This is a genomic window from Streptomyces sp. NPDC021019, assembly GCF_044333295.1.
GTDB lineage: Bacteria > Actinomycetota > Actinomycetes > Streptomycetales > Streptomycetaceae > Streptomyces.
Genome location: NZ_JBIRQR010000001.1, coordinates 2097199 through 2120221, shown reverse-complemented (window position 1 = coordinate 2120221; position 23023 = coordinate 2097199). Strand labels below are relative to the sequence as shown.

Below are 23023 nucleotides of genomic sequence, written 5' to 3'. Positions count from 1 at the left end.
GCACGGCCCGTGTTCAATTTCTTCGAGGAGCTGTTCGCCCCGGGGCGCAAGCACACCTCGGACGAGCGGAAGCGGCTGGAGCTGAGCCGGGTGGATCTCGGCATCGGCGATCCGAACCGGGGGCCGATAGACCTGACCTCCGGGAAGGTGACCGTCCGTGCTCCGGCCCCGGAAACCGCTGCCGGCACGGCCCCGGACGGCGCCGCCGGGGCGCGGAACGGCCGCATGCTCCCGTCCGCGCCCGAGCAGGACGCCGTCCTGGACCGGCCGAGACCCGGGAGGCCGGTGAGCGGGCCCGAGCGTCGCGCGGACGATGAGCCCGGGACGTAAGGACGTGACCAGGGCCTACGCGGCCGGGTAGAGGCGGAGGCGGTGGGCGAGGGCGGCCGCCTCGCCGCGGCTGGCGACACCGAGCTTGGCCAGGATGTTGGAGACGTGCACGCTCGCGGTCTTCGGGGAGATGAACAGCTCCTCGGCGATCCTGCGGTTGGTGTGCCCGGCCGCGACCAGGCGGTGCACGTCCTGCTCGCGCGGGGTCAGCCCGAAGGACGCCACGGCGGCGATGGCGGGGTCCTGCTCCTCGCCCGGCTGCCCCGGGCTGCCTCCGGCAGGTTCGGCGGTCAGGACGGCCGGGTGGATCCCGGCGTCGGGGCCGGATGCCGTGCCGGAGCCGTCCAGGGTGATGCGGGCGCGGGCCGCCAGCTGTTCGACGGCCTCGGCGAGCGGGCGGGCGCCGAGCCGGTGCGCGGCCTCGTGGGCGCGGTGCAGCAGGGCCGTCGCGGCGGACCGGTCGCCGGGGGCGATGAGCAGGGATTCGGCCCAGCGGCGGTGGATCTGGGCCAGTTGGTACGGGCGGCACAGCGGGCCGAAGGCGTCGGCGGCGCGTGCCCAGTGTCCGGGGGTGTCCGTGCCCTCCGCACGGGCCACCTCCGCCTCGATGAAGACGCCGTAGGCCACCCATACGGGGACGAGCATCGGGAGGTTCTTCACGCACCGGCGGATCAGGGCCAGCAGCTCCGGGCGGTCCGGTTCGGCGGCGGGCAGTCCGCGGGCGTCCGCCTCGATCATGGCGGCGGTCTGGAGCAGCGGCAGGGCGTAGCGCTGGGTGCCGGGCGGGAAGCCGGGCCGGGCCAGCTCCTCGAACGCGGCCCGTGCCTCGGCGAGCCTGCCCTGGGAGGCGGCCAGCACCATCCCGTGCCGGACGGGGTCGATCAGGTGCTGGTGCTGCGGGTCGCGCTGCCCGAAGTGCTTACGGACCAGGGCGAGCAGCTCCTCCCCCTCCGCGAGGTCCCCGCGTGCGACGGCCAGTTCGGTACGGCGGAGGGCGGCGAGACCTTTCGACTTGGGCCCCAGCGCCAGGCGGGCGGAGGACGCGGCGGCGGTCTCGCTCTGGGTCCAGTGCCCCAGGGAGAACAGGGACTGTGCCTGGTTGGCGTACACCCAGGCCCCGGAGTCGGCCAGGCCGCGGCTGTGGCAGATCTCGATGCCGTGGTCGGCGGCGGCGACGGCCTCCAGCGAGCGGCCCATCGCTTCGAGCGAGGAGGGCAGGTTGACGCTGACCCGGCCGAGGAGGTTGATCAGGTGCAGCTTCTCGGCGCGGTCCCGGACGGCGTACATCTCGGCGAGGCCGTCCTCGACGCCGCCCGCGTCCGCGGTCAGCCAGCCCCGGGTGAGGCGGGCGTGCAGCTCGATGTACTCGTCGCCGACGAGCCGGGCGTACTCCACGGCGCGGTCGCTGTCGGCGAGCGCCTGCGGACCGGGCTGGTGCAGCGCCCGCCAACTGGCCACATTGGTCAGGACGTCGGCCTGCACGGGCGACGGCGGTAGTCCGCGCACCAGCTCCTGCGCGGTGGCCAGCTCCTCCCAGCCGTCCCCCTTGTCGAGCCCCTGCACCAGGCGGCTGCGCTGCACCAGGAACCAGGCCTCGCGCAGCGGGTCGGCCTCGGCGGCCAGGACCCGCATGGCCTTCTTGGAGATGGCCAGGGCGCGCTTGCGGTCACCGCCGAAGTGGGCGGCGACGGTGGCCTCGGCCATCAGGTCCAGGTAGCGCAGCGGCGTGTTCTCCGGGTCGCGGCCGGAGCCCGGGTAGACCTCCGCGAAGTCGAAGGGTCGCAGGGTGGCACGTACCGCGTCGGGTACGTCGTCCCAGAGCTCCATCGCCCGTTCCAGCAGCCTCAGTTGCTCGGAGTAGGCGTAACGGCGGCGGGCCTCGACGGCGGCTCGGAGCACGGCGGGCAGGGCCTTGGCGGCGTCGTGGGCGGCGTACCAGTAGCTGGCGAGGCGGGTGGCGCGTTCGTCGTCCCGGACGAGGGAGGGGTCGGCCTCCAGGGCTTCGGCGTACCGTCGGTTGACGCGGGTGCGTTCGCCGGGCAGCAGGTCGTCGCTGACGGCCTCGCGGACCAGGGAGTGCCGGAAGCGGTAGCCGTCGTCGTCGGGCGCGGGTCGCAGCAGGTTGGCCCCGACGGCGGCGCGCAGGGCCTCGTCGAGGTCGGACTCGGCGAGTCCGGCGACGGTGGCCAGGAGTTCGTGTTCGACGAAGGAGCCGCCCTCGGCGACCAGCCTGGCGATCCGCTGGGCGTGCTCGGGGAGCGCCTCCACGCGGACGAGCAGGAGGTCGCGGAGCGATTCGGTCAGGCCGGAGCTGTCGCCGCAGCACTCCAGGGAGCGGGCCAGCTCCTCGACGAAGAAGGCGTTGCCGTCGGAGCGGTCGAAGATCTCGTCGACGAGCGCGGCCGCGGGGGTCTCGGCGAGGATGCCGGCGAGTTGGCGGCCGACCTCGTCGTGGCTGAACCGGTCGAGTTCGACGCGGGTGACGGTGCGCAGCCGGTCCAGCTCGGCGAGGAGCGGGCGCAGGGGGTGGCGGCGGTGGATGTCGTCGGCGCGGTAGGTGCCGACGACCATGAGGCGGCCGCTGCCGAGGGTGCGGAAGAGGTAGGCGAGCAGGTGCCGGGTGGAGGCGTCCGCCCAGTGCAGGTCCTCCAGGACGAGGACGACCACGCGTTCGGCGGAGACCCGCTCCAGCAGCCGTACGGTGAGTTCGAAGAGGCGGGCGATGCTGTGCTCGTCGGTCGCGTCCCGGTGGACCTCGCCCAGTTCGGGCAGGAGCCTGGCCAGTTCGCCCTCCTGGCCGGCGCAGGCGGCGGCCATCTCCTCGGGCAGGGCACGGCGCAGGGCGCGCAGGGCGGTGGGGAAAGGGGCGAACGGCAGTCCGTCGGCCCCGATCTCGACGCAGGACCCGACGGCCACGACGGCGTCGCGCCGTTCGGCCTCCGTGACGAACCGCTCGACCAGGCGGGTCTTGCCGACGCCGGCCTCGCCGCCGATCAGCAGTGCCTGCGGGTCGCCGGACGCGGCCCGCGCGAGCGCCTCGGTGAGCGCGGCGAACTCCTCGGCGCGCCCGATGAACACGGGGCTGACTGACCTGGTCTCCACGTCGCCGAGCATCGCATACGCGTACGAGGCCGCGGGAGGCTTTTCGCGGACGGTGATCATGGTTCGGGCCCGGTCCGGGCCCGCCGCGCCCGATCCGGAGGAGGCGTCGGCGGGGCCGGTGACCGGTGCGGTGGTGCTCCCGGTCCCGGGCACCGTCAGGCGGCCGGGGCGAAGCGGGTGCGGTCGCCCTCCACCACCTTCCCTCCGGGATCACCGCGTCCGGAGCGGCGGGCGGCCCGGCGGACGAGGCGGGCCCGGCCGAGCTCGCGCTCGGCGTCGGCCCGGCGGATCAGCTCGGCGGAGGTGGAGCGGTAGAGCTCGTACTCGTACATGGGGTGCCCCTGGTTCCTGGTCGTGGCAGCGGACCGGCGGGGTGCCCGGCCGGTCGGCCGGGGCCCTGTGTCCGCTGTGTGTCCACTGTCGTCGGCCAGGAGGGGGCACCGCATCGGGCGAGTTCCGCATCTTGGCGGCGGTGGGGGCCTTAGGGCGAGCCCTCGGGTGTCCGAGGGGTGGGCGGGCGCCTTAGGGAGTGCCCCGCGGATCGTGACCGGGCCTGCCGGACACCCTTGGCCCCCGTGCCGTACGGGGCGGTGAGCAGTAGGGTCAGCCGCCGGCCGGGGCGCCCGCGGTGAGCAGGGCGACGATGCCGAGGGCGGCGGAGACGACGGCCGCCGCGCCCGCGCCGACGCCGTGCCGGGCCTCGTCGAAGGGGGGTCGGTCGTCCGGGCGGGCGGGGTGGTGGTGGACGGGGTCGTCGTCTTGGAGGGGGTGGTGTTCCTTCGCCGCGCGCTAGGGGGCCCCGGATGAGAGCCCGCTTGACGCCGGGGCCGCGCGGGGGGCTCCTCAGGGCGGGGCGGGGCTCAGCGGCCCGCGCGGGCCCGCCATTCCGGGGCGAGGACCGACCAGATCTCGGAGTCGTGGCGTACGCCCCGGTGGACGTGGCTCTGCCGCAGCACCCCGTCCCGGGTCATGCCGAGCCGCTTCGCCACCGCGATCGACCTGGTGTTCGCGGCGGAGGCGACCCACTCCACGCGGTGCATGCCGCGCTCGTGCACCGCCCAGTCGATCAGGCGCTCGGCGGCGCGGGTGATCAGGCCGCGGCCCTGGGCGGCGGGCTCCAGCCACACGCCGATCTCGCAGTTGCCGGACTCCGCGTCGAAGATCCGGAAGAGGACGGCCCCGACCAGGACGCCGTCCAGCCGGATGCCGTACAGCCGTCCGGTGTCCGCGGCCTGCTTCTCCGCGTACCGCTGGAGCAGGGCGCGCGCCGAGTCCAGGTCGGTGACGGTCGAGGCGAGCGGGATCCAGGCGTCGACCAGTTCCCGGGCCCGGTCCATGTGGGCGAGGAGCTCCTCGGCCTGCCAGATCTCCAGCGGGCACAACTCCGCCCGGTCGTCACCCAGGGATACGGCGAACATCGTGCTCCTTCTCGGCGGTGCGGCCCGTCACCGGTCCGGCGCCCTCTTCCGCACCCGTGCCGCGTGTCCCCGGGATCTTCGCACGGAGCGGTACGCAGTCGGGCGGCTCGATGCTGATCCTGGGCAGCCGCCTCTCCAGCCAGTCCGGCAGCCACCAGTTCGCCCCGCCGAGCATGTGCATCAGGGCGGGCACCAGCAGGGTGCGCAGGACGAAGGCGTCCAGGGCGACAGCGGTGGCCAGCGCGATGCCGAACATGGCGATGACCCGGTCGCCGCTGAGCACGAAGGCGAGGAAGACGGAGATCATGATCACGGCGGCGGAGTTGATGACCCGGCCGGTCTCGGCTAGGCCGACCCGTACGGCCCGCCGGTTGTCGCCGGTCTCCAGCCACTCCTCGTACATCCGGCCGACCAGGAAGACCTGGTAGTCCATGGAGAGGCCGAAGAGGACCGAGACCATGATCACGGGGAGGAAGGGTTCGATGGGCCCGGCACTGCCGAGGCCGAGCAGCTCGCTCCCCCAGCCCCACTGGAAGACGGCCACGACGACGCCGAAGGAGGAGGCGACGGCGGCCACGTTCATCACGGCGGCCTTGAGCGGGATGCCGATGGAGCGGAACGCCAGGAGGAGGAGGAGACAGCCGAGTGAGATGACGACCCCGACGAAGAGCGGCAACTTCCCGACGATGATCTCGGCGAAGTCGTCGTAGCTCGCCGTCACCCCGCCGACGTGGGCCTCCAGCGAGGTGTTGTCCCTCACCGGCGGCAGCACGTCGTCCCTGATCCGGTCGACCAGCTCGCTGGTGTCCTGCGACTGGGGGGACGAGTCGGGGACGACGGTGAGGAAGGCGGTGTCGCCGGCACTGTTGTACGTGACCGGACTGACGGACGCGACGCCCTCGGTGGTGCGCAGCTTCTCGGGCAGCGAGTCCAGCGCGAGCCGGTCGTCCGCGCCGTCGAGCTGGGCGGCGACGGTGAGGGGGCCGTTGACGCCGGGCCCGAACCCGTCGGCGATCAGGTCGTAGGCCTGCCGGGTGGTGGCGGTGGCCGGGTTGTTGCCCTGGTCGGAGGTGCCCAGATGGAGGCCGAGGGCCGGCAGGGCGAGTACCAGCATGACGACGGCCGCGATGGAGCCGAGGAGCTTGGGATGCCGCTCCACGAAGGCGGACCAGCGGGCGGCGAAGCCGGTGGGCAGTTCGGGCCGCGGTCCGTGTTCGGCGAGCTGTCGCCGCTCGCGGCGGCTGAGCGCCCGCATCCCGATGAGGGAGAGCAGCGCGGGCAGCAGGGTGACCGAGGCCACCACGGTGAGGACGACGGTGAGCGAGGCGGCGATGGCGACGCCGTTGAGGAAGCCGAGCCGCAGGATCAGCATGCCGAGCAGCGCGATGCAGACGGTGGCCCCGGCGAAGACGACGGCACGCCCGGTGGTCGTGACGGCGTTCTGCGCCGCTTCGTCGACGGACATCCCGCGCCGGAGGCCTCTGCGGTGACGGGTGACGATGAAGAGGGCGTAGTCGATGCCCACACCGAGTCCGATGAGCATGCCGAGCATCGGGGCGAAGTCCGCCACGGTCATCGCATGGCCGAGCAGCACGATGCCCGCGTAGGCGGTGCCCACGGAGACGAGCGCGGTGGCGATGGGCAGCAGGCTGGCGGCGAGCGAGCCGAAGGCGAGGAAGAGCACGACGGCCGCGACGACGACGCCGATGCCCTCGGCGAGGTGGACGGAGGGCGCTTCGGTGAGGGCGACGGCGGTGCCGCCCAGCTCGACCTGGAGCCCGTCGGCCTCGGCTCCCTTCGCGGTGTCGACCAGGGACTGGGCCTGGGAGGCGGGGATCTCGTCGGCGGGGTGGTCGAAGGTGACCGTGGCGTACGCGGTGTGGCCGTCCTCGCTGATCTGGCCGGGGCCGGTGCCTCCGTAGGGGCCGGTGACCGCGCCGACGCCCGGCAGCTCCTCGATCGCGTGGAGCGTCCGGGTCATGGTCCGCTCGACGTCCGCGGCCCGGACCGTGGAGCCGGTGGTGTGCCACACGACGGTGTCGGTGTCGCCGCCGAGGTCGGTGAAGCCGCGGGAGAGGAGTTCGGTGGCGCGGCCGGACTCGGTGCCGGGGACCTCGTAGTCGTTGGAGTACGCGGAGCCCGCGAAGCCCGCCGCGGCGGCCGTCCCGCCGAGGGCGGCGAGCCAGATGAGGACGGCGACGAGGCGGTGTCCGATGCACCAGCGAGCGATGGCAGCCAACGGATGAGCTCCCTGTGGGTTCGTGAACATTTACCCACAGATGACGTTATCTGCCCGTAAACGCCTCAAGACCTTACGACCGCCACTCTGACAGCAGATGATGATCCTTTGTCCGTTTCGTGGCCATGGTCACAGGGCTTGGTCCGTTCCCCGCACGGGACGGACCAAGCCCTGCGGCCCTCGGGCCGGGTCAGCCGGAGACGCTGGCGCGGCCGTTCTCGATGTGGCCCATGAGCCGCCGCCGGAAGCCGTCCTCCCCGTCGACGGTGACGGCGAGGTCGTACCAGCCGTGGGCGTCGGCCGCCGAGTGCACGAGCGCCCGGCTGCGGCCCGGCTTGACCGTGACGCGGCGGGTCCAGTCCCGTACGTCGTCCTCGTCGACGTAGCCGAGCGGCCGCACCAGGAAGGTCAGGGTCCGGCGGCCGGTGTTGCGCAGGGTGAGGTGCAGGTCGCGGTCGCGGTGGTCGATGCGGGAGGCGACCTCCGCTCCCCCGTCGGACGGTCCGGCGAACTCGCGCCGGAATCCGTTCGGCCCGGTGACCGTGAAGCGGTACGCCTCCCCGGTCAGCGGGACGGTCCAGTGCGCGGTGTCCCGGACGTCCTTGTGCTGCGGGGCCGGGAACTCGCCGGCGTACGGGTACAGCGCGAAGTGCGCCGAGGACCGGCCGGTGTTGGCGAGTTCGACCCGCAGGGTGTCGCCCGACCGCCTCGCCCGGGCGTCCGGCTGGTACGGCAGGGGGCGCGCCGGGCGTGCGCCGGGCTCCTGCGCGGGGAGGTGCTGGACGGCGGGCGGCTTCGGCTGCCAGCGTCCGCTCAGCGGCGGGATCGCCCCCGGCTGCTCGACGGCGGGCTGCCGCCGGGCCCGGGTGAAGTCGAAGGCGGACGTCAGGTCGCCGGTGACGCGCCGCCGCCAGTCGCTGATGTTGGGTTCCCTCACACCGGTCCAGCGCTCCAGGAAGCGGATGACGGAGGTGTGGTCGAAGACCTCGGAGCAGACGTACCCGCCGACGGTCCACGGCGAGACGACCAGCAGCGGCACCCGGATGCCGAGACCGGTGGGCCGGCCCTCCCACTGTTCGTCGGTGACCTCGGGGGGCGCGACGGGCGGCGGGACATGGTCGAAGAAGCCGTCGTTCTCGTCGTAGTTGATCAGTACGGCCGTGTGCCGCCACACGTCGGGGTGGTTGCCGAGCGCGTCGAGGATCTTGTAGACGACGGTGGCGCTGTGCACCGGCGAGGAGACGCTCGGGTGCTCCGAGTCGATCGCCGAGGGGACCAGGTAGGAGACCGCGGGGAGCGTCCCGGCCGCCACGTCCTTGGCGAACTCGTCCGCCAGCGTCCCGGTCGGCACCCGCCGCAGCCCCCGCTCGAACAGGCTGCGCTCGCGCCGGTCGAGGGTGGCGACGCCCTCCTCCAGCAGCCCGAGGAGCCGGGTGCGCTCGGTCTCGGACGCGCCCCGGACCTTGGCGTAGAAGGCTTCCATGTAGGTGTGCCCGCCGGTCCTGGCCAGCGCCTTGCGGGCGATCGCCTTGAAGGTGGCGTAGAACTCGATCTGGTTGTCGGTGAAGTTCTCCCACTCGGTGTACGTGCGCCAGCTGCGCCCGGCCTTCTCCAGCCGCTCGGCGTAGGTGGACCAGTCGTAGCCGGGGTGGGTCCCCTCGTTGTACGCGTCGTTGCCGACGGCCCGCTTCCCGTTCGGCTCGAAGCCGGTCTTCCCGCTCCACAGGTGGTTGCGGTTGGGGCTGGTGGAGGTGTGGATCGAGGAGTGGTAGGCGTCGCAGACGGTGAAGGTGTCGGCCAGCTCGTAGTGGAGCGGGATGTCGCGGCGGTCGTAGTACGCCATCGTCGCCGCGGTCTTCGCGCTGATCCAGCCGTTCATCCAGCCGCCGCCCCAGGCCTTCGCCCCGCCGTTCCAGGAGTGGTCGAGGGCGCCGATGTACTGGAGGTCCTTCTTCTGCGCCTCGGCCGCCCCGCGCACCGGGAAAGGCAGCACGGTGGAGCCGGCCGCGGCGGGCTGTTCGAACACCGTTGTGCCGGTGGGCAGCTCGATGGCGTTGCGGTCGCCGAAGCCGCGTACGCCGCGCAGGGTGCCGAAGTAGTGGTCGAAGGAACGGTTCTCCTGCATCAGGATCACCACATGCTTGATGGCGCCGAGGCCTCCCCCGCCGGACCCCGCGTGGGCGGGCTGCGCGGCGATGGCGGCCTGGAGCGACGGCGGCAGGAACGATCCGGCCGCAGCGGCGCCGAGCGCGCCGCCGCCCAGCGCGAAGAGCCGTCGCCGTGACATGTCCGTGGTCAAAAGAGCCTCCTGGTTCCGGTGGTTACAGCCGGGAAGCTAGTCAGCCCGGGTGGCGTCGGGAAGGACTGCGCACGGACCGGTGGTGAACGTCCAAGAGGCCGTACCGGAAGTCCAAGCACGCGAAGGGGCGGTGCGCCCGTACGTACTCCTGTACGTACGGGCGCACCGCCCCTTCGGGGACGATTCCGTGATCAGCCCTCGACGCCGAGCTTCTCCAGGATCAGCTCGCGCACGCGTGCCGCGTCCGCCTGGCCGCGGGTGGCCTTCATGACCGCGCCGACGAGCGCGCCCGCCGCCGCGACCTTGCCGCCGCGGATCTTGTCCGCGATGGCCGCGTTGCCCGCGATGGCCTCGTCCACGGCCGTGGACAGCGCGCCCTCGTCGGAGACGACCTTCAGGCCGCGCTTCTCGACGACGGTGTCCGGGTCGCCCTCGCCCGCGAGGACGCCCTCGATGACCTGGCGGGCCAGCTTGTCGTTGAGGTCGCCCGCGGCGACGAGCGCGGCCACCCGGGCGACCTGCCCCGGGGTGATCGGCAGCTCGTCCAGACCGCGGCCGGTCTCGTTGGCGTTACGGGCCAGCTCGCCCATCCACCACTTGCGGGCCTGGTCCGAGGGTGCGCCCGCCTCGGTCGTGGCGACGATCAGGTCGACCGCGCCCGCGTTGAGGATGGACTGCATGTCGTGGTCGTTGACGCCCCACTCCTCCTTGAGCCGCGCCCGGCGCAGCCGGGGAAGCTCGGGGAGGCCCTTGCGCAGCTCCTCGACCCAGTCGCGCGCGGGCGCGACCGGCACCAGGTCCGGCTCGGGGAAGTAGCGGTAGTCCTCGGCGTTGTCCTTGATGCGGCCGGCCGTGGTGGAGCCGTCCTCCTCGTGGAAGTGCCGGGTCTCCTGCACGATGGTGCCGCCCGAGGACAGCACGGCGGCGTGCCGCTGGATCTCGAAGCGCGCGGCCCGCTCGACGGAACGCAGCGAGTTCACGTTCTTCGTCTCGGAGCGGGTGCCGAACGCCTCGCGGCCGTGCGGGCGCAGCGACAGGTTGACGTCGCAGCGCATCTGGCCCATCTCCATGCGGGCCTCGGAGACCCCGAGGGCCTTGATCAGCTCGCGGAGCTCGGCGACGTACGCCTTGGCGACCTCGGGGGCGCGGGCGCCGGCTCCCTCGATCGGCTTGGTGACGATCTCGATGAGCGGGATGCCGGCCCGGTTGTAGTCGAGCAGGGAGTGGGACGCGCCGTGGATACGGCCGGTGGCGCCGCCCACGTGCGTCGACTTGCCGGTGTCCTCCTCCATGTGGGCGCGCTCGATCTGCACCCGGAAGATCTCGCCGTCCTCCAGCTGGACGTCCAGATAGCCGTCGAAGGCGATCGGCTCGTCGTACTGCGAGGTCTGGAAGTTCTTCGGCATGTCCGGATAGAAGTAGTTCTTCCGGGCGAAGCGGCACCACTCGGCGATCTCGCAGTTGAGCGCGAGACCGATCTTGATGGCCGACTCCACGCCGATCTCGTTGACGACCGGCAGCGCGCCGGGCAGTCCGAGACAGACCGGGCAGGTCTGGGAGTTGGCGTCCTGCTTCAGCTCCGTGGAGCAGCCGCAGAACATCTTCGTCTTCGTTCCGAGCTCGACATGGACTTCGAGGCCCATGACGGGGTCGTAGGACGCGAGCGCGTCCTCGTACGACACCAGGTCAGTGACAGTCACGGTGAAACTTATCCCTCTCAGCCCAGCAGAACGTCGTCGTCGCCGAGACGCTTCAGTTCGCGATAGAGGATCGCGAGTCCGGTGACGATGGCGGCCGCGGAGACCGCCGCGTCGACGAGCCGCAGCACGTCGTTGTCCTCGCGCGCGAGCTTCGCCTGCTTGACGATGCTGATCGCGCCGAACGCGGTACTGCCGAGCGAGACGTACAGCCCGGTCCTGGACTTCTTGAAGTTACTGGCCTTCTTTGCCATGGCACTCACAGCGACGGAGCCTCCTCAAGCAGCGGGTGCCCCCACTTTTCCACGAAGGCGGCCTCGACGGCCGCTCCGACCCTGTAGAGCCGGTCGTCCTTCATGGCGGGGGCGATGATCTGCAGTCCGACCGGCAGACCGTCCTCCGGGGCCAGGCCGCAGGGCAGCGACATGGCGGAGTTGCCGGCCAGGTTGGTGGGGATGGTGCACAGGTCCGCGAGGTACATGGCCATCGGGTCGTCGGCGCGCTCGCCGATCGGGAAGGCGGTGGTCGGCGTCGTCGGGGAGACGATCACGTCGACCTGCTCGAAGGCCTTCTCGAAGTCCTGGGTGATGAGGGTGCGGACCTTCTGGGCGGAGCCGTAGTACGCGTCGTAGTAACCGGAGCTGAGCGCGTACGTCCCCAGGATGACGCGGCGCTTGACCTCGTCGCCGAAGCCCGCCTCGCGGGTGAGCGCGGTGACGTCCTCGGCCGACCTCGTGCCGTCGTCGCCGACCCGCAGGCCGTAGCGCATGGCGTCGAAGCGGGCCAGGTTGGAGGAGCACTCGGACGGGGCGATCAGGTAGTACGCGGAGAGCGCCAGATCGAAGGACGGGCAGTCCAGCTCGACGACGTCCGCGCCCAGCGACTTCAGCAGCTCGACCGACTCGTCGAACCGCTGGAGGACACCGGCCTGGTAGCCCTCGCCGCGGAACTGCTTGACGACGCCGACGCGCATGCCCTGGACGGAGCCGTTGCGGGCGGCCTCGACGACCGGCGGGACCGGCGCGTCGATGGACGTCGAGTCCAGCGGGTCGTGCCCGGCGATGGCCTCGTGGAGGAGCGCCGCGTCCAGGACCGTACGGGCACAGGGCCCGCCCTGGTCGAGGGAGGACGAGAAGGCGACCATGCCGTAGCGGGAGACGCCGCCGTAGGTGGGCTTGACGCCGACCGTGCCGGTGACGGCGGCGGGCTGGCGGATCGAGCCGCCGGTGTCCGTGCCGATGGCGAGCGGAGCCTCGTAGGAGGCCAGCGCGGCGGAGGAGCCGCCGCCGGAGCCGCCGGGGATGCGGGTGAGGTCCCAGGGGTTGCCGGTGGGGCCGTAGGCGCTGTTCTCGGTGGAGGACCCCATGGCGAACTCGTCCATGTTGGTCTTGCCGAGGATGACGACGTCGGCGGCGCGCAGCTTCCGCGTGAGCGTGGCGTCGTACGGCGGGACCCAGCCCTCCAGGATCTTGGAACCGACGGTGGTCGGCATGTCCTTGGTGGTGAAGATGTCCTTCAGCGCGAGCGGGACGCCGGCGAGCGGGCCGAGCTTCTCGCCCGCCTCCCGCTTCGCGTCCACGGCACGGGCCTGGGCGAGGGCGCCCTCGCGGTCGATGTGCAGGAAGGCGTGGACCTTCTCGTCGACCGCGTCGATCCGGGCCAGGTGGGCCTCGGTGACCTCGACGGCGGTCAGCTCGCCGGAGGCGATCTTCCCGGCGATCTCGGCCGCGGTGAGCTTGATGATGGTGCTGATGTCCGTCATGGCGGTTAGTCCTCCCCCAGGATCTGCGGCACCTTGAAACGCTGCTGCTCCTGGGCCGGGGCGCCGGAGAGCGCCTGCGCGGGGGTGAGCGACGGACGGACCTCGTCCGCGCGCATGACGTTGGTCAGCGGCAGCGGGTGGGAGGTCGGCGGTACGTCTTGGTCGGCGACCTCGGAGACGCGGGCGACCGCGCCGATGATGTCGTCGAGCTGACCGGCGAAGTGATCGAGCTCTTCGCCCTTCAGCTCCAGACGCGCCAGCCGGGCGAGGTGGGCGACCTCCTCGCGCGTGATGCCAGGCATGCAGCGATCCTCAGGGGTTGGTGTGTGGTTTTGAGCCCAATCCTATGGGGTCCGTCATGGCCGGGTGCCCCGCCCCGATCGAGCTACGCCTTTCCGGGCGGTGGGGGCCGGAAACGGGTGCGCCTGGGGCTGCGGCCCGGGGCCCGGAGGAGTGCGTCAGAGCGGGGCGGCCCTCAGGAGCTCTCGGTCTCCGCCGTCCCGTTCACCACGCCGTTCACCACGCCGTTCGCCACGCCGTTCAGCGACGCGTTCATCGAGCCGGTGGCCGACCCGGTGGCGGCCGCCGCCTGGGCCTTCAGCTCGGCGGGCCTGCGCCAGCCGTGCTCGCCGCGCGCCCGCAGCCAGGCCGTCGTCTCCTGCGGCGGCATCGCCGCCGCCACCAGCCAGCCCTGCACCGCGTCGCACCTGAGGTCCCGCAACCGCTCCCACGTCTCGTCGTCCTCGACGCCCTCGGCGACGACGACCAGACCGAGCGAGTGGGCCAGGTCGATGGTGCAGCGGACGATCTCCGCGTCCTCGTGGTCGACCGCCAGCCGGGCCACGAAGGACCGGTCGATCTTCAGCTCGCTGACCGGCAGTCTGCGCAGGTGGACCAGGGAGGAGTAGCCGGTGCCGAAGTCGTCCAGGGACATCTTCACGCCGTGCGCGGTGAGCCCGGCCAGGGTGTCGGCGGCGCGCTGCGGGTCCTCCAGCAGCACATGCTCGGTGATCTCCAGTTGGAGCGCTCCCGCGGGCACGCCGTGGCGGGCGAGACGGGCCGCGACGCCCCCCGCGAAGCCGGGAGTGTGCACGTCGCGCGGGGAGACGTTGACCGCGACGGGCACGAACAGGCCCTGCGCCCGCCAGCGGGCGACCTGGGCGAGCGCCGTCTCCAGGACGTACTCCGTGAGGTGCGGCATCAGACCGGAGGATTCGGCGATCGCGATGAACTCGTCCGGGGGGACCCGGCCGCGCTCCGGGTGCACCCAGCGCACCAGCGCCTCCAGGCCGGCGACCTGCCCGTCGAAGCGGACCTTGGGCTGGTAGTGCAGCTCGACCTCGCCCGCGTCCAGCGCCCGGCGAAGGTCGCCGAGGAGCCCGAGCCGGTCGGGGGTGTTGCTGTCCCGCTTGGACTCGTAGACCTCCACGCCCGTGCGGTCCCGCTTGGCCTGGTACATCGCGACGTCCGCCCGCCGCAGCAGGCCTTCGGCGTCCAGGGCGTGGTCGGGGTAGACGGCGACCCCGGCGCTGGCCTCCAGGACGAGGGTCAGCCCGTCGAGGTCGAGCGGTGAGGACAGCTCGGCCACCAGATGGCGGGCGACCTGCTGGGCGCTGGTGGTCGAGTCGGTGTGCGGCAGCAGCACGGCGAACTCGTCGCCGCCGAGCCGGGCGGCCTCCGCGCCGCGCGGCAGGGCGAGCCGCAGGCGCTCCGCTATCTGCAGCAGGAGCCGGTCGCCGGCCAGGTGGCCCAGGGTGTCGTTGACCGCGCGGAAGCGGTCCAGGTCGATGAGGACCAGGGCGGAGCGGGTGCCGATGGACTCCGCGTCCTCCAGCGCCGACCAGGTCCGCTCCAGCAGCCACTGACGGTTGGGCAGCCCGGTCAGCGGGTCGCGCAGCTGCTCCTCGGCGCGGGCGCGGGCGATCCAGAGCGTGGAGTCGAGGGCGATCAGCGGTACCGCGAAGAGCGGCAGCAGGACGGGCATGGACATCGCGACGGCGCAGATCAGCGGGGCGAGCCCGAGGAGCGCGACGGCGACGAGCCCCTGTCGCAGCATCGCGGTACGGGCGATGGTGGGCAGCCCGCCGTTGTGCGGGGCCTGGGCGTACCACAGCAGGACTCGGGTGACGAGCAGATACGTCGATGCCGTCAGGAGCAGTTCCGGGACGGCGGCGATGCCCCAGTCGAGTGGCCGCCAGGGTTCCTCGACGGTGGGAACCTCGCCGAACGCGGCCAGCACGAGGGCCGCCGCGCCGATGCCCAGCATGTCCACCCCGCCGTGCAGCAGCCCCTGCCACCAGCGGTGTCGGCGGGCGGTCCCGACGAGCACCACGACGGCGAGGCTGACCAGCACGGCCGGCAGCCAGCCGAACAGCAGCAGCACGGCGAGGGTGAGGGCGGCCCCGGAGCCGGTGCCGCCCCACCACCGGTCGCGGCCGAGCGCCACCAGATGGCCGACGATGATCCCGGTGAGCACGGCGAGGGACCAGCCCACCGCACCGTCCGGGAAGAGCGCGTGTCCCTGTTGAACGGTTCGGTAGGACCCGACCGCCAGCAGCACCGCGGCGATGCCCACGACGACGGCGCCCACGGGGGGCGTGAGGCCGACGAAACCTTGCAGCCGCGACACCGGTGCGGCGCTCTCGGTCGGTTTCATTCCGTCCCTCTCACAGCCGGCGGTGCCGATGTCCCTCGGTGGCGCCCGCTCCCGTGGCACCACGGCCCCGTCGAGCAGCCGTGCACGGCGGGCGCACCTCTCAACAGTAGGCCGCGGAAGGCTCCCAGGGGCAGCGCTCTACAGCTCTTGCCCGAATGCGAACCGACCACCCGTCACCATCTGCTATTGACCCGAACGGGTGGCGCGGCAGGGCCATTCGAGGAACGGCGGCCCCTTCTTCACCCCTCTGCCCCGTTTCCTTCCCCGTGGCTGGCGCGCCACGCCGGGACGGCATCTCGAAGGCGTCTCGATCCGGAGAACAGTGGGCGAACGGAGGCCCGGCGGGTGGTTACTCCCCGCTGTCCTCCGGGTCGGTGCCGGGCGCGGATTCCGGGGCGGGCAGGGCCGCCTCCTTCGCACGTTCGGGCCCCTGCTCGAGCAGGATCGCGAATCCGTCCTCGTCCAGCACGGGCACCTTCACCTGCATCGCCTTGTCGTACTTGGAGCCGGGGTTGTCGCCGACGACCACGAACGCGGTCTTCTTCGACACCGATCCGGCCACCTTCGCGCCCAGCGCCTGGAGCGCCTCCTTCGCACCGTCGCGGGTGTGGCCCGCGAGGGTGCCGGTGACGACGACGGTGAGTCCTTCGAGGGGGCGGGGGCCCTCGTCCGCCCCGGAGTCCTCGTCCGCCATCCGCACCCCGGCCTCGCGCCACTTGCGCACGATCTCGCGGTGCCAGTCCTCGGCGAACCACTGCTTGACCGAGGCCGCGATGGTCGGCCCCACGCCGTCGGCGGCGGCCAGCTCCTCCTCGCTCGCCTCGTCGATCCGGTCGATGGAGCGGAACTGACGGGCCAGCTCCTGGGCGGCGACCGGGCCGACGTGCCGGATGGAGAGCCCGGTGAGAATCCGAGCGAGCGGAGCTTCCTTGGCGGCGGCGATGCCTTCCAGCATGGCCACCGCGTTCTTCTTCGGCTCGCCCTGCTGGTTGGCGAAGACCGTCGCGATCTTCTCCTCGCCGGTCTTCGGGTCGCGCTTGGGCAGCCCGCTGTCCTGGTCCAGCACGTACGCCCGGATCGGCAGCAGTTGGTCGACGGTGAGGGAGAACAGATCGCTCTCGTCGCGCAGGACGGGCTCGGCGGGCTCCAGGGGCCGGGTCAGGGCGGCGGCGGCCACATAACCGAAGTGGTCGATGTCCAGGCTCTTGCGTCCGGCGAGGTAGAAGACGCGTTCACGCAACTGGGCGGGGCAGGTGCGGGCGTTGGGGCAGCGGAGGTCGATGTCGGCCTCCTTCATCGGGCGCAGTTCCGTCCCGCACTCGGGGCAGTGGGTCGGCATCTCGAAGGCCTTCTCGGTGCCGTCGCGCAGGTCGACGACGGGGCCGAGGATCTCGGGGATGACCTCGCCCGCCTTGCGGATGACGACGGTGTCGCCGATGAGGACGCCCTTGGCCTTGACCACGTTCTGGTTGTGCAGGGTGGCGAACTCGACCTCGGAGCCGGCTACTTCGACCGGTTCGACCTGGGCGTACGGGGTGACGCGGCCGGTGCGTCCGACGCCGACGCGGATGTTGACCAGCTTGGTGTTGACCTCCTCGGGGGCGTACTTCCAGGCGATGGCCCAGCGCGGGGCGCGCGAGGTGGAGCCCAGGCGTCCCTGGAGCGGGATCTCGTCGAGCTTGACGACGACGCCGTCGATCTCGTGCTCCACGGAGTGCCGGTGCTCGCCGTAGTACGCGATGAACTCCCGTACGCCGGCGAGGGAGTCGACGACCTTGTTGTGCTGGGCGGTGGGCAGGCCCCAGGCGTGGAGCAGCTCATAGGCGGCGGAGAGACGGTCGATGCTCAGGCCCTCGTGGGCGCCGATGCCGTGCACCACCATGTGCAGCGGGCGGGTGGCCGTGACCTTCGGGTCCTTCTGGCGCAGTGATCCGGCCGCCGCGTTGCGCGGGTTGGCGAAGGGCTTGTCGTCGGCGGCGACCAGCCGGGCGTTCAGCTCCTCGAAGTCCTCCATGGGGAAGAAGACCTCGCCGCGGATCTCGACGAGCGCGGGGATGTTCTCGCCCTGGAGGCGGTGCGGGATCTCGGCGATCGTCCGGACGTTGGGGGTGATGTCCTCGCCGGTGCGGCCGTCGCCGCGGGTCGCCGCCCGGGTCAGGCGGCCCTGCTCGTAGGTGAGGTTGACGGCGAGGCCGTCGACCTTGAGCTCGCACAGGAAGTGGTGGTCGGGGGTGCCGACGTCCTTGGCGACCCGGTCCGCCCAGGCGGCCAGCTCCACGTCGTCGAAGGCGTTGTCCAAGGAGAGCATGCGTTCGCGGTGGACCACGGAGGTGAACTCCGTGCGATAGGGCCCGGCGACCTTCTGGGTCGGGGAGTCCGGGGTGCGCAGCGACGGGTGCTCCTCCTCCAGGGCCTCCAGGGAGCGCAGCTGCCGGTCGAACTCGCCGTCGCTGACGACCGGCTGGTCCTTCACGTAGTAGCGGAAGCGGTGCTCCTCGATCTGCTCGGCCAGCAGCGCGTGCTTCTCCCGCACGTCCGCCGGAACCGAGCTCTCCTGCTCCACCCGCTCTTCGCCCGCCATCGTCCCGTCCTCCTGTGTACCCGTCGTCCCCGTCACTCAGGGTTGTCCGCGAGCGACCTCGCCGCCCGGGCGCTGTGGGCGAGCGCGGTGCGGGCGTACGCGGGCGACGCACCCGCGAGACCGCACGACGGGGTGATCGTGACGGACTCGGCGAGAGTCCCCGGATTCAGCCCCAGCCTGCTCCACAACGTCCTGACCCCCATGACGCTACCGCCCGGGTCCGACAATCCCTCCGAGGCCGCGTCGGTGGAGGGCACCACACCGAGGAAGAGCTGGGTGCCGCCCTCGACGGCTTCCCCGATCGCCTCCTCCTCACGCTCGGTGAGCAAGGAGAAGTCGAAGGAGATGCCGTCGGCCCCGGCCCGGCGCAGCAGCGCGAACGGCACCTCGGGGGCGCAGGAGTGGACGAGCGTCGTGCCGTCCTCGCCCGCCGCGGCGAGGACGTCGCGCAGGGTTCCCTCGACGACCTGGCGGTCGACGGCGCGGTAGGTGCGGTAGCCGCTGGCGGAGCGGACCCGGCCCAGCAGGACGGCGGTCAGGGAGGGTTCGTCGAGCTGGAGGACGACCTGCGCCCCGGGCATCCGGCGGCGGACCTCAGCGAGGTGGGCGCGGAGCCCCTCGGCCAGGGAGCCGGCCAGGTCGCGGCAGGCGCCGGGGTCGGCCAGCATGGCCTCGCCGCCGCGCAGTTCCAGTGCTCCGGCCAGCGTCCAGGGGCCGACGGCCTGGACCTTGAGCAGGCCTTCGTACCCCTGGGTGAACTCCTCCAGGGCGTCCAGGTCCTCCCCCAGCCAGGAACGGGCACGGCGGGTGTCGCGGCCGGGCCGGTCGCTGATCCGCCAGCCGCTCGGCTCGACGTGTCCGTACATCTCGACGAGCATGCCGATGGTCCGGCCGATCATGTCGGCGCCCGGCCCGCGCGCGGGCAGTTCCGCCAGGTACGGCATGCCCTGCCCGTCGGCGAAGGAACCGGTGACGGTCTTCGCCGCCTCCCTCGCGTCTCCCCCGGGCATCGACCCGATGCCGGTCGCCGGACACCCGCTGAACTTGCTCTTCTCGCTCACGCGGGAAGCCTACGGTCCGGGGCGGGAGGCCCGCCCCCCGGGACGCCAGCAGTTCCTCGGGACGTCAGCGGCCGGGGCGGACGGTGAGGTCGTTGACCTCGGCGTCGCGCGGCAGGTCGATCGCCATCAGGATCGTGGTGGCCACCGACTCGGGGTCGATCCAGCGGGCCGCGTCGTACTCCTTGCCCTCCTGCTGGTGCACCTTGACCTGCATGGGGCTGGCGGTGCGGCCCGGGTAGACGGTGGTGACGCGCACCCCGTTGCCGTGCTCCTCGTGGCGCAGGGAGTCGGCGAGCGCCTTGAGGCCGTGCTTGCTCGCGGCGTAGGCGCTCCAGCCGGCGTGGGCGGCGAGCCCCGCCCCGGAGTTCACGAACAGGACCTGGCCCTGGGAGACGCGGAGCTGCGGGAGCAGGAGGCGGGTGATCTCGGCGGGGGCGATCAGGTTGGCGTTGAGCTGGAAGTGCCAGGCCTTGGGGGTGAGCTCGCCGACCTCGCCGAGCTCGACGACGCCCGCGATGTGCAGCAGGGTGTCGATCCGCTCGGGCATGGGCTGCTGGCCGAACGCCCAGGACAGCCGGTCGGGGTTGCCGAGATCGCCGACGAGGGTGCGCGCGCCCGGGTAGCGGTCGGCGAACTCCTTGGCGCGGCCGGCGTCGCGGGCGAGCAGGACGACGTCGTCGCCGCGCTCCTGGAGACGGCGGGCGACAGCGGCCCCGATGCCGGAACCGGCGCCGGTGATGAGGTGGGTAGACATGGTGCGATCCTAGGACCGCACCTGGTCGCCGGTGACCGGCGGACTCCTCACTGGTGACCGGCGGACTCCTCCAGGTAGGCGAGCGCGCCGACGCCGTCCTTGGCGAAGAAGACCAGGTCGGTCAGCGGGATGGGCAGGAAGCCCTCGTCCTCCATGCGCTGGAACTGCTGGCGCAGGCCGTCGTAGAAGCCCGCCGTGTTCAGCAGGACGACCGGCTTGGTGTGCTTGCCGTGCTTCTTCAGCTCCAGGATCTCGGTGGCCTCGTCGAGCGTCCCGGTCCCACCGACCATGATCACGACCGCGTCGGCCTTCGCCAGGAGCAGCGCCTTGCGCTCCGCGAGGTCACGGGCGATCACCATCTCGTCGGCGTTCGTGCGGGCCTTCGCGGCGAGGAAGTCGACCGATACGCCCACGAGCCGCCCGCCCGCCGCCTGCACGCCGTCCGCGACGACCTTCATCAGCCCGCTCTCCGATCCGCCCCAGACGAGGGTGTGCCCGCCCCTGCCGAGCAGCTCGGCGAACTCCCGGGCGGGCACGGTGTAGCGGTCGTCGAGGTCGGCGGCGGAGAGAAAGACGCAGATGTTCATGGGCCAACCGTACGATCCGCCTCGGACACTCCCCCGCTCGCTCCCTCGTTCCGGGGAGAATTCCGGTCACGGCGGCCGGGGCGGGAAGAATACGGGCGCGTACGCCGCTGGAACCGGCATGACTGCCACGCGAGGACACCGCATCACCGTCGAGCCGGCCACCGAGCACGTCCGGGTGGTGCACGACGGACAGCTTCTGGCCGAGAGCCGCCGCCCGCTCGTGCTCCGCGAGACCGGCTGCCCGGCCCGCTACTACCTGCCGCCCGAGGACGTCCGCACCGACCTGCTCTCCCCCTCGGACACCTCCACCCACTGCCCGTTCAAGGGGGACGCCTCCTACTGGTCCCGCCCCGGGGCCGCCGATCTCGTCTGGGCGTACCCGGACCCGAAGCCCGAAGTCGCCGCGATCAAGGACCACTTCTGCTTCTACGCGGCGGAGACGGTGGCCGGCTGACTGCCGGACGCCCGCCCGTAAAGTTTTTCCGGGTGGAGCGATGAGTTTGCCGGACCGCCCCGGTCTCCTCTCCCATGGACAGGATTCTCTCCGCCGACGGGACGCCGATCGCCTACCGACGCCAGGGCGACGGCCCGCCGCTGGTGCTGGTCGGCGGGGCGCTGAGCGCCTCGGCGGCCGACGCCCCGCTGGCCTCCCTGCTCGCTCCGCGCTTCACGGTGCTCACCTACGACCGCCGGGGCCGGGGCGCCAGCGGTGACGTCGGGCGCTGTTCCGTGGCGCGGGAGGTCGAGGATCTGGCCGCCGTCGTCGGGGTCGCCGGGGCGGGCGCGTCCGTCTTCGGGATGTCGTCGGGCGGGGCGCTGGCTCTGGAAGCGGTCGCCGTCGGGCTGTCGGTAGAGCTGCTCGCCGTGTACGAGCCGCCCTATACGCCGGGCGCGTCGGGGCTGCTGTTCAAGGCCCGCTGCACGGCCCGGTTGCACCGGCTGCTGGCGGTCGGGGACCGGGGCGGGGCGGTGGAGCTGTTCCTCTCGATGACGGGCGTCGCGGAGGAGACGGCCGCCCGGATGCGGCGCACCCCGCACTGGGCGGAGCTGGAGGCGATGGCGCATACCCTGGCGTACGACGACGCCCTGCTGGGCGACGGGTCGGTCCCGGTCGAGCGGTTCGCGGCCGTCGCGGCCCGGACGCTGGTGATCTGCGGCGGCTTCAGCAGCCCTCCGGCGCGCGCGGCGACCCGGTCCCTGGCCGAGGCCCTGCCGCGCGGCCGGCACCGCACGCTGACGGGCCAGATGCGCGAGGTGGCGCCTCAGGTGCTCGCGCCGGTGCTGGCGGAGTTCTTCGCCAAGGACGTGTACGCGTACCGGCAGGCGTCGTAGGCCTTCTCGCGCGCCGGCCGCCGCGGGGCCGCCCTCCGGCCGGTCCGGCCGGAGGGCCCCGACGTCAGACGCCCGTCGCCGCCCGCTCGCGGCGGGACGTCGTGGCGATGGTGGCCGAGCCGACCACGCGGGTGCCGTCGTACAGGACGACCGCCTGGCCGGGGGCCACCCCCCGGACCGGCTCGGTGAAGGTGACGTTCAGCTCCGTGCCGTCCACCAGCTCGGCCGTGACCTCGGTCTCGCCGCCGTGGGCGCGGAGCTGGGCGGTGTACGTGCCGGGGCCGGACGGGGGCGTTCCGCACCACCGGGGCTTGATGGCGGTCAGCGAGGTCACGTCGAGGGCCTCGACGGGGCCGACGGTGACGGTGTTGTTCACCGGGGAGATGTCGAGGACGTAGCGCGGCTTGCCGTCGGGGGCCGGGTGGCCGATCTTCAGGCCCTTGCGCTGACCGATGGTGAAGCCGAAAGCGCCCTCGTGGGTGCCCAGCTTCGCACCGGACTCGTCGAGGATGTCGCCCTCGGCCGGGCCGCCGAGGCGGTTCGCCAGGAAGCCCTGGGTGTCGCCGTCGGCGATGAAGCAGATGTCGTGGCTGTCGGGCTTCTTGGCGACGGCCAGGCCCCGGCGCTCGGCCTCGGCGCGGATCTCGTCCTTCGTGGTGAGGGTGTCGCCGAGGGGGAACATGGCGTGGGCGAGCTGCTTCTCGTCCAGGACGCCGAGCACGTAGCTCTGGTCCTTGGCCATGTCGGAGGCACGGTGCAGCTCGCGGCTGCCGTCCTCGGTGAGCACGACGGTGGCGTAGTGGCCGGTGCACACGGCGTCGAAGCCCAGGGCGAGGGCCTTGTCGAGCAGCGCGGCGAACTTGATCTTCTCGTTGCAGCGCAGGCAGGGGTTGGGGGTACGCCCGGCCTCGTACTCCGCGACGAAGTCCTCGACGACGTCCTCGCGGAAGCGTTCCGCCAGGTCCCAGACGTAGAAGGGGATACCGATGACGTCGGCCGCGCGGCGGGCGTCCCGGGAGTCCTCGATGGTGCAACAGCCGCGCGCCCCGGTCCGGAAGGACTGGGGATTCGCGGACAGGGCGAGGTGGACACCGGTCACGTCGTGGCCCGCCTCGACGGCGCGGGCCGCGGCGACGGCGGAGTCCACGCCGCCCGACATGGCGGCGAGGACACGCAGGGGGCGCTGGGAAGTCTGAGTCATAGCT

18 protein-coding genes are annotated in these 23023 nt (G+C 72.4%); 3 read left to right on the top strand and 15 right to left on the bottom strand.

Annotation, left to right across the window (positions count from 1 at the left end; genetic code table 11):
- Positions 1-9 precede the first annotated feature (9 nt).
- Entirely contained in the window at positions 10-330 is a 321-nt protein-coding gene (locus ACH4RG_RS09770; protein WP_397928817.1) for a DUF6191 domain-containing protein, read from the top strand.
- Between the two features lie 15 nt (positions 331-345).
- On the opposite strand, the gene ACH4RG_RS09765 is transcribed toward ACH4RG_RS09770, so the two are convergent.
- The 14 genes from ACH4RG_RS09765 to ACH4RG_RS09700 form a co-directional block, all read right to left on the bottom strand.
- Positions 346-3492: an AAA family ATPase gene (locus ACH4RG_RS09765; RefSeq protein ID WP_397924319.1), complete on the bottom strand. Its 3147-nt coding sequence runs from the start codon at positions 3490-3492 to the stop codon at positions 346-348.
- Between the two features lie 95 nt (positions 3493-3587).
- Positions 3588-3764, bottom strand: a complete 177-nt coding sequence (locus ACH4RG_RS09760; protein WP_397924124.1) for a hypothetical protein — start codon at positions 3762-3764, stop codon at positions 3588-3590.
- 528 nt (positions 3765-4292) lie between these two features.
- A complete protein-coding gene (locus ACH4RG_RS09755) occupies positions 4293-4850 on the bottom strand; it encodes a GNAT family N-acetyltransferase (protein ID WP_397924126.1) in 558 nt (185 codons plus the stop codon).
- A complete protein-coding gene (locus ACH4RG_RS09750) occupies positions 4828-7089 on the bottom strand; it encodes an MMPL family transporter (protein ID WP_398539330.1) in 2262 nt (753 codons plus the stop codon). Before ACH4RG_RS09750 ends, ACH4RG_RS09755 begins: the two co-directional genes overlap by 23 nt.
- Positions 7090-7279: 190 nt before the next feature.
- Complete coding sequence (locus tag ACH4RG_RS09745; protein WP_397924130.1) at positions 7280-9388, bottom strand: phosphocholine-specific phospholipase C; 2109 nt, start codon at positions 9386-9388, stop codon at positions 7280-7282.
- 191 nt (positions 9389-9579) lie between these two features.
- Positions 9580-11088 (bottom strand): Asp-tRNA(Asn)/Glu-tRNA(Gln) amidotransferase subunit GatB, encoded by a 1509-nt coding sequence (gatB, locus tag ACH4RG_RS09740; protein WP_397924132.1) that lies wholly within the window; start codon positions 11086-11088, stop codon positions 9580-9582.
- Positions 11089-11105: 17 nt separating this feature from the next.
- Positions 11106-11339, bottom strand: coding sequence for a hypothetical protein (locus ACH4RG_RS09735; protein WP_397924321.1), 234 nt, complete (start codon positions 11337-11339; stop codon positions 11106-11108).
- 5 nt (positions 11340-11344) lie between these two features.
- Positions 11345-12847 carry an Asp-tRNA(Asn)/Glu-tRNA(Gln) amidotransferase subunit GatA gene (gatA, locus tag ACH4RG_RS09730; RefSeq protein WP_397924134.1) on the bottom strand — a complete coding sequence of 501 codons (1503 nt, stop codon included), beginning with the start codon at positions 12845-12847 and terminating at the stop codon, positions 11345-11347.
- Positions 12848-12852: 5 nt separating this feature from the next.
- Positions 12853-13149, bottom strand: coding sequence for an Asp-tRNA(Asn)/Glu-tRNA(Gln) amidotransferase subunit GatC (gene gatC, locus ACH4RG_RS09725; RefSeq protein WP_003966094.1), 297 nt, complete (start codon positions 13147-13149; stop codon positions 12853-12855).
- Positions 13150-13322: 173 nt separating this feature from the next.
- Positions 13323-15503, bottom strand: coding sequence for a putative bifunctional diguanylate cyclase/phosphodiesterase (locus ACH4RG_RS09720; protein ID WP_398539329.1), 2181 nt, complete (start codon positions 15501-15503; stop codon positions 13323-13325).
- A gap of 349 nt (positions 15504-15852) precedes the next feature.
- On the bottom strand, positions 15853-18084 hold the full coding sequence (gene ligA, locus ACH4RG_RS09715; protein ID WP_397924138.1) for an NAD-dependent DNA ligase LigA: 2232 nt from the start codon (positions 18082-18084) through the stop codon (positions 15853-15855).
- A 32-nt stretch (positions 18085-18116) separates the two neighbouring features.
- Complete coding sequence (locus ACH4RG_RS09710; RefSeq protein WP_397924140.1) at positions 18117-19145, bottom strand: methionine synthase; 1029 nt, start codon at positions 19143-19145, stop codon at positions 18117-18119.
- Between the two features lie 64 nt (positions 19146-19209).
- Positions 19210-19899, bottom strand: a complete 690-nt coding sequence (locus tag ACH4RG_RS09705) for an SDR family oxidoreductase (protein WP_361870616.1) — start codon at positions 19897-19899, stop codon at positions 19210-19212.
- Positions 19900-19946: 47 nt separating this feature from the next.
- Positions 19947-20486 carry a TIGR00730 family Rossman fold protein gene (locus tag ACH4RG_RS09700; RefSeq protein WP_397924144.1) on the bottom strand — a complete coding sequence of 180 codons (540 nt, stop codon included), beginning with the start codon at positions 20484-20486 and terminating at the stop codon, positions 19947-19949.
- Positions 20487-20604: 118 nt separating this feature from the next.
- On the opposite strand from ACH4RG_RS09700, the gene ACH4RG_RS09695 reads away from it, so the two are divergent.
- Entirely contained in the window at positions 20605-20940 is a 336-nt protein-coding gene (locus tag ACH4RG_RS09695; RefSeq protein WP_397924146.1) for a DUF427 domain-containing protein, read from the top strand.
- A 74-nt stretch (positions 20941-21014) separates the two neighbouring features.
- Positions 21015-21818 carry an alpha/beta fold hydrolase gene (locus ACH4RG_RS09690; RefSeq protein ID WP_398539328.1) on the top strand — a complete coding sequence of 268 codons (804 nt, stop codon included), beginning with the start codon at positions 21015-21017 and terminating at the stop codon, positions 21816-21818.
- Between the two features lie 64 nt (positions 21819-21882).
- On the opposite strand, the gene mnmA is transcribed toward ACH4RG_RS09690, so the two are convergent.
- Positions 21883-23019, bottom strand: a complete 1137-nt coding sequence (mnmA, locus tag ACH4RG_RS09685; RefSeq protein ID WP_397924150.1) for a tRNA 2-thiouridine(34) synthase MnmA — start codon at positions 23017-23019, stop codon at positions 21883-21885.
- Positions 23020-23023: the final 4 nt, after the last annotated feature.

Bases quoted from the DNA above. Each gene is read 5' to 3' on its own strand.
- ACH4RG_RS09765 (WP_397924319.1), bottom strand. From the start codon at position 3,492: ATGATCACCGTCCGCGAAAAGCCTCCCGCGGCCTCGTACGCGTATGCG.
- ACH4RG_RS09760 (WP_397924124.1), bottom strand. From the start codon at position 3,764: ATGTACGAGTACGAGCTCTACCGCTCCACCTCCGCCGAGCTGATCCGC.
- ACH4RG_RS09755 (WP_397924126.1), bottom strand. From the start codon at position 4,850: ATGTTCGCCGTATCCCTGGGTGACGACCGGGCGGAGTTGTGCCCGCTG.
- ACH4RG_RS09735 (WP_397924321.1), bottom strand. From the start codon at position 11,339: ATGGCAAAGAAGGCCAGTAACTTCAAGAAGTCCAGGACCGGGCTGTAC.
- gatA (WP_397924134.1), bottom strand. From the start codon at position 12,847: ATGACGGACATCAGCACCATCATCAAGCTCACCGCGGCCGAGATCGCC.
- gatC (WP_003966094.1), bottom strand. From the start codon at position 13,149: ATGCCTGGCATCACGCGCGAGGAGGTCGCCCACCTCGCCCGGCTGGCG.
- ACH4RG_RS09720 (WP_398539329.1), bottom strand. From the start codon at position 15,503: ATGAAACCGACCGAGAGCGCCGCACCGGTGTCGCGGCTGCAAGGTTTC.
- ligA (WP_397924138.1), bottom strand. From the start codon at position 18,084: ATGGCGGGCGAAGAGCGGGTGGAGCAGGAGAGCTCGGTTCCGGCGGAC.
- ACH4RG_RS09705 (WP_361870616.1), bottom strand. From the start codon at position 19,899: ATGTCTACCCACCTCATCACCGGCGCCGGTTCCGGCATCGGGGCCGCT.
- ACH4RG_RS09700 (WP_397924144.1), bottom strand. From the start codon at position 20,486: ATGAACATCTGCGTCTTTCTCTCCGCCGCCGACCTCGACGACCGCTAC.
- ACH4RG_RS09695 (WP_397924146.1), top strand. From the start codon at position 20,605: ATGACTGCCACGCGAGGACACCGCATCACCGTCGAGCCGGCCACCGAG.
- ACH4RG_RS09690 (WP_398539328.1), top strand. From the start codon at position 21,015: ATGGACAGGATTCTCTCCGCCGACGGGACGCCGATCGCCTACCGACGC.
- mnmA (WP_397924150.1), bottom strand. From the start codon at position 23,019: ATGACTCAGACTTCCCAGCGCCCCCTGCGTGTCCTCGCCGCCATGTCG.